1 protein-coding gene is annotated in these 10,857 nt (G+C 72.9%); it reads right to left on the bottom strand.

Features of this window, described 5'->3' with window-relative positions:
* On the bottom strand, positions 1-10,857 hold a 10,857-nt coding region (locus CRP51_RS30080; RefSeq protein WP_170970709.1), incomplete at both ends, for a type I polyketide synthase.

The following is a 10,857-nucleotide window of genomic DNA, read 5'->3' as shown; positions in this document are numbered from 1 at the left end:
CGCCAGCTCCTCCGCCCCCTCGGCCGCCGCACCACGCCGACTCACCAACACCAGACTCCGCACACCACGCTCCGCCACCAGATGCCGCGCCACCAGACCACCCAGCGTCCCCGTCGCACCCGTCACCAGCACGGCGCCCTCGCCGAAGCCGGGATCCTCGGCGGACTCCCGCTCGACCCTGGCCAGTCGCGGAATGCGTATGTGGCCCTCGCGTACCGCCAGTTGGGGCTCACCGGTGCTCAACGCACCCGGCGCGACCGTGTCCAGCGCGGTCGGGTCGTCCAGGTCCAGCAGCACGATCCGGTCCGGATTCTCCGACTGCGCCGACCGCACCAACCCCCACACCGCCGCCTGCGCCACGTTCAGTCGCGCCGCGTCCTCGGCGGAGGTCGCCACGGCCCCGCTGGTGACGACGAGCAGCCGCCGCCCGTCGGCCGTGTTCTCGTCCGCCAGCCAGGTCCGCACGGTCTCCAGTGCCCAGTGCGCGGCCGCATGGGCGTCGGCGACCGGATCATCGACCCCGGAGCCGGGCGGGCACACGGCCACCAGCACATCGGCCAGCCCGGACACCTCACCCTCCGGCGCGGGCAGAGGCAGCCAGTCGACGCCCCACAGACCTTCCGCTCCGGCCCGCTCCACCGTGGCCGGGCGCAGCACCACCGAGTCGACGGTGGCCACCGGGGCCCCCGTTCCGTCCGCGACCGCCAGCGACACACCGCCAGCGCCCAGCGACGCCAACCGCACCCGCAGCACGCTCGCCCCGGACGCGTGCAGCCGCACCCCGGACCAGGAGAACGGCAACCCGCCCTCGTCGCCCGTCAGTCCGACGGCGTGCAGGGCGGCGTCCAGCAACGCCGGGTGCAACCCGAAGCCCTCCGCCTTCACGCCCTCCGGCAGCGCCACCTCCGCGAACACCTCGCCACCGGCCCGCCACGCGGCCCGCAGCCCCCGGAAAGCCGGGCCATAGCCGAAACCACCGGCCGCCATCCGCTCGTAGAAGCCCTCCAGCCCGATCGCCTCGGCCCCAGCCGGCGGCCACTCGACCAGCACCGACTCCTCACCCCGGCCACCCGCCCGCACCACACCCGTCGCGTGCCGCGTCCACGCCCGACCGTCATCGACCGCGTCACCCGCACTGGAGTGGAAGGCCAACTCGCGACGGCCGGAATCGTCGGCCGCGCCCACCCACACCTGCACCCGCACCGAGCCGGTCGCCGGCAGAACGAGCGGCGCCTCCAGCGTCAACTCCTCCACCAGATCACAACCGACCTGGTCACCAGCCCGCACCGCCAACTCGACAAACGCCGTCCCCGGCAGCAACACCGAACCTCGGATGGCGTGATCGGCGAGCCACGGATGGCTCTGAACGGACAGCCGTCCGGTCAACAGCACCCCGTCGGTGCCACCCACCACCACTGACGCGCCCAACAGCGGATGCTCGGCCGGGCCGAGCCCGGCCGCCGTCACATCGCCGACCAGCGGCAGCGCGTCGGGCCAGTAGCGCTGGTGGCGGAAGGCGTAGGTGGGCAGGTCGACGCGTCGCGCGCCGCTGCCGGCGAAGAACGCCGCCCAGTCCACCGGCACACCCCGCACGTGGGCTTCGGCGAGGGCGGTCAACACGGCCGCCTCCTCGTCGCGGTCGGCGCGCAGGGCGGGTACGAACGCCGCGTCCGGCGCGGTCTCCTGACCGAGCGCGGAGAGCGTGCCACCGGGCCCGACCTCCACGAAGGTGGCTATCCCCTGATCAGTGAGCGTGCTGACGGCGTCGGCGAACCGGACCGCCTCGCGGACATGCCGCACCCAGTAGTCGGGGTCGGCCAGTTCCTCGGCGGATATCGACCTGCCGGTCAGCGTCGAGACGAGCGGAACGGCAGGCGTCTCGTAGCTGACGCCTTCGAGAACCCGGCGGAAGTCCTCCAGCATCGGGTCCATCAACGGCGAGTGGAACGCGTGGCTGACCCGCAGCCGCGTCACCTTCCGCCCCTCGGCCTTCCAATGCTCCGCGACGGCCTCGACATCGGCTTCGGCGCCCGAAACCACCACCGAGGAAGGCCCGTTGACCGCCGCGATACCCACGTTCCCGGTCAGCGTCGGCACCACCTCCGCCTCACCCGCCCGAATCGCCACCATCGCCCCACCGCTCGGCAACGCCTGCATCAACCCGGCACGCGCCGCCACCACCCGCGCCGCGTCCGACAACGACCACAGACCGGCCACATGCGCCGCCGCCAACTCACCAATCGAATGACCCGCCAACACATCCGCCCGCACACCCCAGGACTCAAGAAGCCGGAACAGCGCCACCTCGACCGCGAACAAAGCCGGCTGGGTCACCCCCGTCTCGTTCAACGCCCCCTCGTCCTCGCCGAACAACACCTCCCGCACCGCCGGCTCGAACTCCCCCAACGCCTCGTCCAACGCACCCGCGAACACCGGGAAACAAGCGGCGAGTTCACGCCCCATCCCCAGCCGCTGCGCACCCTGACCCGAGAACAGGAACGCCACCCGGCCGGCCCCGGTCGCCTCGCCAGCCGTCACCGCACCACTCGGACGCCCCTCGGCCAACGCCGCCAACGCCTCCCGGAAACCCTCACGGTCCTCGGCGACGATCACCGCGCGGTGTTCCAGGGCCGACCGGGAAGTGGCAAGCGAGTAGCCGACATCGACGGTGTCCAGCTCGGCCACACCGGCCGCGAGCCGCGCGGCCTGCCCCCGCAGGGCCTCCGGGCCGCGTGCCGACAACAGCCAGGGCACCCACCCCGGCTCGCTCACCGGTTCCGCCTCCGCCTCCGCCGTCTCGCTGACCGGCGCCTGCTCGATGATGGTGTGCGCGTTGGTACCGCTGAACCCGAACGACGACACACCAGCCCGCCACGGGCGGTCCACCGCCGGCCAGGAACGCTCCTCCGTCAGCAACCGCACCGCACCCGCCGACCAGTCGACATGGCTCGACGGCTCATCCACATGCAGGGTGCCGGGCAGCACCCCGTGCCGGAGCGCCATCACCATCTTGATCACCCCGGCCACACCCGCAGCCGCCTGCGTGTGCCCGATGTTCGACTTCACCGAACCCAGCCACAACGGCTCCTCGCCGGACCGCTCCCGCCCATAGGTCGCCAGCAACGCCTGCGCCTCGATCGGATCACCCAACGTGGTGCCCGTCCCATGCGCCTCCACCACATCCACATCCGCCGCACGCAGCCCGGCCGACGCCAACGCCTGCCGAATCACCCGCTGTTGAGAAGGACCGTTCGGCGCCGTCAACCCGTTCGACGCACCGTCCTGGTTCACGGCGGAACCCCGCACCACGGCCAGCACCTGGTGCCCGTTGCGCCGCGCGTCCGAAAGCCGCTCCACGAACAGCATCCCGACGCCCTCGCCCCACCCGGTGCCGTCCGCGCTCTCCGCGAACGCCTTGCACCGCCCATCGACCGACAAACCGCGCTGCCGGCTGAACTCCACGAACGCGCCGGGCGTCGACATCACCGTCACCCCGCCGGCCAGCGCCAACTCGCACTCACCCGAACGCAGCGCGGCCACCGCCTGGTGGAGCGCCACCAGCGACGACGAGCACGCCGTGTCCACCGTGACCGCGGGCCCCTCGAAACCGAAGGTGTAGGAGAGCCGGCCGGAGATGACGCTGGCGGCGTTGCCGGTGGCCAGGTAGCCGCCGACCTCCTCGGCCGCGCCGCCGAGCAGCGCCCCGTAGTCCTGCACGTTCGAGCCGACGAACACGCCGACCCGTTCGCCCCGCAGCGCCTCCGGGTCGATGCCGGCGCGCTCCAGCACCTCCCAGGAGGTCTCCAGCAGCAGCCGCTGCTGCGGGTCCATCGCCAACGCCTCACGCGGCGAGATCCCGAAGAAGTCGGCGTCGAAGCCGGTCGCGTCGGACAGGAACGCGCCCAGCCGCAGATAGGTCGTGCCGACCCCGTCCGGGTCGGGGTCGTAGAGCGCGTCCAGGTCCCAGCCCCGGTCGTCCGGGAACTCGGTGACGGCGTCGCCGCCCTCGACGACCAGCCGCCACAGGTCCTCGGGCGACCGCACCCCGCCCGGGTAGCGGCAGGCCATGCCGACGATCGCGATCGGCTCGTCCGTGACACCGACGGCCCTGGCCGGGGCGTCCGGGACGCCGGCAGCGTCCACGCCGGAGAGCTCGGTGCGCAGGAATGTGGCGAGGGCCGTGGCGGTCGGGTAGTCGAAGACCAGGGTCGCCGGCAACGTGACACCGGTCGCCTCGCTCAGCCGACCGCGCAGCTCGACGGCGGTGAGCGAGTCGAAGCCCAGCTCCCGGAAGGCCCGGGTCTCCGGGATGCCGGTGCCGGAGGCGAGGCCGAGAACGGCGGCCGCTTCGTCGCGGATCAGCTCCGTCAACTGCCGTTGCCGTTCGGCCTCGTCCAGCCCGGCCAGCCGTTCACCCAGGGCAGACGTCGCGGGCTCGGCCGCTTCGGTCGCGAACGCCGCCCGCACCTCCGGCAGTTCGCCGAGCAACGGGCTGGGACGCTGCGCCATGAACGTACCGGCGAACCGTTCCCACTCGACATCCGCGATGACCACGTTGCCGTCGCCACGCTCCAGCGCGGTGGCCAGCCCGGCGATCGCCACGGCCGGCGCCATCGCGGGCAGACCCAGCCGGCGCAGTTGCCCGGCCACCTCCCGGCCGGCGTCGGCGACCATGCCCCCGTCGGCCCAGGGGCCCCAGGCCACGGCGGTGGCCGGCAGACCCGCGGCCCGGCGGTGCTCGGCCAGCGCGTCGAGATACGCGTTGGCCGCCGCGTACCCGCTCTGCCGGCCGCTGCCCCAGACACCGGCGATGGAGGAGAAGAGCACAAAGGCGTCCAGCGGCCGGTCACCCAGCAGCTCGTGCAGATGACGCGCCCCGTCCACCTTGGCGGCGAACACCTCGGCGAACTCGCCAGGACGCGCCGGATCGACCTCCGCCAGGGGACCGGAGCGTTCGATGCCCGCCGCGTGCACGACGGCGTTCAACGACGGGATGCCGTCGAGGAGTTCGGCGACGGCGGCCCGGTCGGTGATGTCACAGGCCGCGAACGACACCTCGGCGCCCAACGCGGCCAGCTCGGCCGCCAGCTCCTCCGCCCCCGCCGTCGCGCCACCACGACGACCGGCCAACACCAGACGCTCCACACCACGCCCGGCCAGCCAACGAGCCACATGCCCACCCAACGCGCCCAACCCACCGGTCACCAGCACCGTCCCGCGCGGCGACCAACCACCCCCACCCCGAACGGAATCGAGCGGCGCCGGAACCACACGCCGGCCCCACAGCCCACCCGCGCGCACCGCCACCTGGTCCTCACCCATGGTCCCGGCGAGAGCGGCGGCCAACAGCTCCCCCGCCCGCTCGTCCCACTCCACCGGCAGATCGACCAGACCACCCCAGCGATCCGAAAGCTCCAACGCCGCCACCCGCCCAAGACCCCACACCATCGACTGCTCGAAACCCTCGACCACGTCACCCGCGACCGCCGCCACCGCACCCGACGTCACCGCCCACAACGGAGCCGAAACACCCGCCGCGCCCAACGCCCGCAACAACGCGACCGTTGCCGTGATCCCTGCGGGCACGGTCTCCGTGCCGGCGTCGAGCAGCCCCAACAGCGAGACGACACCCGCCAGTTCAGGCAGCCCGCCCAGCCGGTCCGCCCAGTCGTCCGACCCCGGCTCGACAAAGAGCACACGCGCATCCACACCCCGCGCGGCCAACACCTCCCGCACCCAACCGGCACGCTCCTCACCCGCCGGCGCCACCACCAACCAGACACCCGACAGCGCCGCGTCCCCGGCGACCACCGGCCGCCATTCCACCCGATAACGCCAGCCGTCCACGGTGCTCCGGTCCTGCTGCTCCCGGCGCCAGGCGGCGAGCCGGGGCAGCACCGCACTCAGCGGCTCGTCGGACGACAGGTGCAGCGCGTGCCCCAGGTCGGTGAGGTCGCCGTCCTCCACCGCGGCCCAGAAACGTGCCTCCACCGGCGACATCCGCTCGCCCTCACCCGCCGCGCGGGCCGACACCTCCAGCCAGTAGCGCTCCCGCTGGAACGCGTACGTCGGCAGATCCACGCGTCGCGCGCCACTGCCGGCGAAGAACGCCGCCCAGTCCACAGCCACACCACGGGCGTGGAGCGCTCCAACCGTGCTGACCAGCGCGTTTTCCTCCGGCCTGTCCGCGCGCAACGCGGGCAGGAAGTGCGCGTCGGGCGCGGTCTCCCGGCCGAGCGCGGAGAGCGTGCCGCCAGGCCCGATCTCGACAAACGTGGTCACGCCCTCGCCGTTCAACGAGGTGACGGCGTCGGCGAACCGGACCGCCTCGCGGACATGCCGCACCCAGTAGTCGGGGTCGGCCAGTTCCTCGGCGGATATCGACCTGCCGGTCAGCGTGGAGACGATCGGCAGGGTGGGCGTCTCGTAGCTGACGCTGTCGAGTACCCGGCGGAAGTCGTCCAGCATCGGGTCCATCAACGGCGAGTGGAACGCGTGGCTGACCCGCAGCCGCGTCACCTTCCGCCCCTCACCACGCCAGTGCTCCGAGACCGCCTCCACATCGCCCTCGGCGCCCGAAACCACCACCGAGGAAGGCCCGTTGACCGCCGCGATGCCGACGTTCCCGGTCAGCGTCGGCACCACCTCCGCCTCACCCGCCCGGATCGCCACCATCGCGCCCCCGGCCGGCAGCGCCTGCATCAACGCACCCCGAGCAGCCACCACCTTCGCCGCGTCCGACAACGACCACACCCCCGCCACATGTGCCGCCGCCAACTCACCGATCGAGTGGCCGGCAAGGGCCTCGGGACGGATGCCCCAGGACTCCAACAACCGGAACAAGGCCACCTCGACCGCGAACAACGCCGGCTGAGTCACCCCCGTCCCGTTCAACGCCCCCTCGTCCGCACCCCAAAGAGCCTCGGCAACCACCGGATCGAAGTGCGCCAGCACCTCGTCCAGCGCCTCCGCGAACACCGGGAAACGCGCCGCCAGTTCACGCCCCATCCCCAACCGCTGCGCACCCTGTCCGGCGAAGAGGAACGCCAGTCGGCCCGGCTGGTCGGGGACCTCGCCCCGTATCACGGCGCCGCTGGAGCGGTCCTCGGCGAGCGCGGCCAGCCCGGCGAGGAGTTCACCGCGTTCGCCGGCGACGATCACCGCGCGGTGTTCCAGGGCCGACCGGGAGGTGGCAAGCGAGTAGCCGACATCGACGGTGTCCAGCTCGGCCACACCGGCCGCGAGCCGCGCGGCCTGCGCCCGCAGGGCCCCCGCGCTCCTGGCCGACAGCACCCAGGGCAGCACCTCGCCCCCGGTCCAACCACGGCCGGGCTCCGCCGTCTCGCTGACCGGCGCCTGCTCGATGATGGTGTGCGCGTTGGTCCCACTGAACCCGAACGACGACACACCAGCCCGCCACGGGCGGTCCACGACCGGCCAGGAACGCTCCTCCGTCAGCAACCGCACCGCACCCGCCGACCAGTCGACATGGCTCGACGGCTCATCCACATGCAGCGTGCGGGGCAACACCCCGTGCCGCATGGCCAGCACCATCTTGATCACCCCGGCGACACCCGCCGCCGCCTGCGTGTGCCCGATGTTCGACTTCACCGAACCCAGCCACAACGGCTCCTCGCCGGACCGCTCCCGCCCATAGGTCGCCAGCAACGCCTGCGCCTCGATCGGGTCACCCAACGTGGTGCCCGTCCCGTGCGCCTCCACCACATCCACATCCGCGGTGGTCAGACCCGCGCTCTCCAACGCCTGCCGAATCACCCGCTGTTGGGAAGGACCGTTCGGCGCCGTCAACCCGTTCGACGCACCGTCCTGGTTCACGGCGGAACCCTTCACCACGGCGAGCACCTGGTGCCCGTTGCGCTGGGCGTCCGAAAGCCGCTCCACGAACAGCATTCCGATGCCCTCGCCCCAGCCGGTGCCGTCCGCGCTCTCCGCGAACGCCTTGCACCGCCCGTCGACCGCCAGCCCGCGCTGCCGGCTGAACTCGATGAACGCGCCGGGCGTCGACATCACCGTCACCCCGCCGGCCAGCGCCAGTTCGCACTCACCCGAACGCAGCGCCTGCACGGCCAGATGAAGGGCGACGAGCGAGGAGGAGCAGGCCGTGTCGACCGTGACCGCGGGGCCCTCGAAACCGAAGGTGTAGGAGAGCCGGCCCGACATCACGCTCGCCGAACTACCGGTGGCGGCATAGCCGCCGGTGTCCTCGGCCGCGTCGCCCAACACCCGTCCGTAGTCCTGCATGTTGGAGCCGACGAAGACACCGACCCGTTCGCCCCGCAGCGCCTCCGGGTCGACGCCGGCGCGCTCCAGCACCTCCCACGAGGTCTCCAGCAGCAGCCGCTGCTGCGGGTCCATCGCCAACGCCTCACGCGGCGAGATCCCGAAGAACGCCGGATCAAACTCGGCCACCCGGTCGAGGAACGCGCCCACCCGGCTGTAGGAGGTGCCGGGACTGTCGGGGTCGGGGTCGTAGAGCGCGGCCAGGTCCCAGCCCCGGTCGGCGGGGAAGTCGGCGACCGCGTCGCCGCCCTCGGCCAGCACCCGCCACAGGTCCTCGGGCGAGGCGACCCCGCCCGGGAAGCGGCAGGCCATGGAGACGATCGCGATCGGCTCGTCGGTCACGCCGGGCGCGGCGGCCGGCGGGCGGAGAGCCGCCACCGCCGGGTCCGCGCCGGAGAGCTCGGTGCGCAGGTAGGCGGCGAGCGCGGCGGCCGTCGGGTAGTCGAAGACCAGCGTGGCGGGCAGGGCGACGCCCGTCGCCTCGCTCAGCCGACCGCGCAGCTCCATCGCGGTGAGCGAGTCGAAGCCCAGCTCGCGGAAGGCACGCGTGACGGAGAACGTCTCGCCGGAGGCGAGGCCGAGGACGGCCGCCGCCTCGGCCCGCACCAGCTCGGTGAGCTGGCGTTCCTGCTCGGCCTCGTCCAGCCCGGCCAGCCGCCGGGCGAGCGCCGAGGTCGCGGGCTCGGCCGCTTCGGTCGCGAACGCCGCCCGCACCTCGGGCAGTTCGCCGAGCAAGGGGCTGGGACGCTGCGCCATGAACGTACCGGCGAACCGGGTCCAGTCGACGTCGGCCACGACGATGTTGCCGTCGCCACGCTCCAGCACGGTGGCCAGGGCGGCGACGGCCGTCCCGGGGGCGAGGGGCGCGAGGCCGAGGCGACGCAGCCGTCCGGCGGCGTCCCCGCCGGCGTCGGCGACCATGCCCCCGCCGTCCCAGGGGCCCCAGGCCACGGCGGTGGCCGGCAGACCCGCGGCCCGACGGTGCTCGGCCAGCGCATCCAGATACGCGTTGGCCGCCGCATAGGCGCCCTGCCCGCCGCTGCCCCAGACACCGGCGATGGAGGAGAAGAGCACAAAGGCGTCCAACGGCCGATCGCCCAGAAGCTCGTGCAGATGACGCGCCCCGTCCACCTTGGCGGCCAGCACCTCGGCGAGTTCGGTGATGTCGAGTTCCGCGACGGCGGCCGAACGTTCGATGCCCGCCGCATGGACGACGGCGTTCAACGACGGGATGCCGTCGAGGAGTTCGGCGACGGCGGCCCGGTCGGTGATGTCACAGGCCGCGAACGTCACCTCGGCGCCCGACTCCGCCAACTCGGCCGCCAACTCCTCCGCCCCCGCCGTCGCGCCACCACGACGACCGGCCAACACCAGACGCTCCACACCACGCCCGGCCAGCCAACGAGCCACATGCCCACCCAACGCACCCAACCCACCGGTCACCAGCACCGTCCCACGCGGCGACCAACCGTCCGCGAACGGCGCCGTGTCGAGTGGCGCCGGAACCACACGCCGGCCCCACAGTGCGCCGTCACGCACCGCCACCTGATCCTCGCCACCACCACCGGCCAGAGCGGCAGCCAACAACCCACCCGCCCGCTCGTCCCACTCCACCGGCAGATCGACCAGACCACCCCAGCGATCCGAAAGCTCCAACGCGGCGACCCGCCCAAGACCCCACACCATCGACTGCTCGAAACCCTCGACCGCGTCACCCGCGACCGCCGCCACCGCACCCGACGTCACCGCCCACAACGGAGCCGAAACACCCGCCGCGCCCAACGCCCGCAACAACGCGAGCATGTCGGGCAGCTCCAACAGTGCGACGACGCCCGCCAGTTCAGGCAGTCCGGCCAGCCGGTCCGCCCAGTCGTCCGACCCCGGCTCGACAGAGAGCAGACGCGCCTCCGCACCGTGCCCGGCCAGCGCCGCCCGCACCCAACCGGCACGCTCCTCACCCGCCGGCGCCACCACCAACCAGATACCCGACAGCGCCGCGTCCCCAGCGACCAACGGCCGCCACTCCACCCGATAACGCCAGCCCTCGGCCACCGACCGATCGCGCTGTTCCCGGCGCCAGGCGGCGAGCCGGGGCAGCACCGCGCTCAGCGGCTCGTCGGAAGAGACCTCCAGCGTGCGAGCCAGTTCGGTGAGGTCGTTGTCCTCCACCGCGTCCCAGAACCCGGCCTCCACCGGCGACATCCGCTCCCCGCCGGCCACTTCGGGCGTCGTCGGGGCGTCCAGCCAGTAGCGTTCCCGCTGGAACGCGTATGTCGGCAGATCCACGTGCGGGTTGCCGGCACCGGGGAAGAACGCCGACCAGTCCAACGCGACGCCCCGCGCGTGGAGTTGACCCACGGCGGTCAGCGCGGCAACCGGCTCGGCCCGGTCCCCGCGCAACACCGGCACAAACACCGCCTCAGGCGCGCACTCCTGCCCCAACGCGGCCAACGTCCCACCAGGCCCCACCTCGACAAACGTGGTCACACCCTCGCCGCTCAACGAGGCGACGGCATCGGCGAACCGAACCGCCTCCCGCACATGCCGCACCCAGTA

The sequence above is a fragment of the Streptomyces zhaozhouensis genome (assembly GCF_900230195.1).
GTDB lineage: Bacteria > Actinomycetota > Actinomycetes > Streptomycetales > Streptomycetaceae > Streptomyces > Streptomyces zhaozhouensis.
The sequence above is the reverse complement of the archived record's forward strand: the minus strand, read 5'-3'. Positions and strand labels throughout refer to the sequence as shown.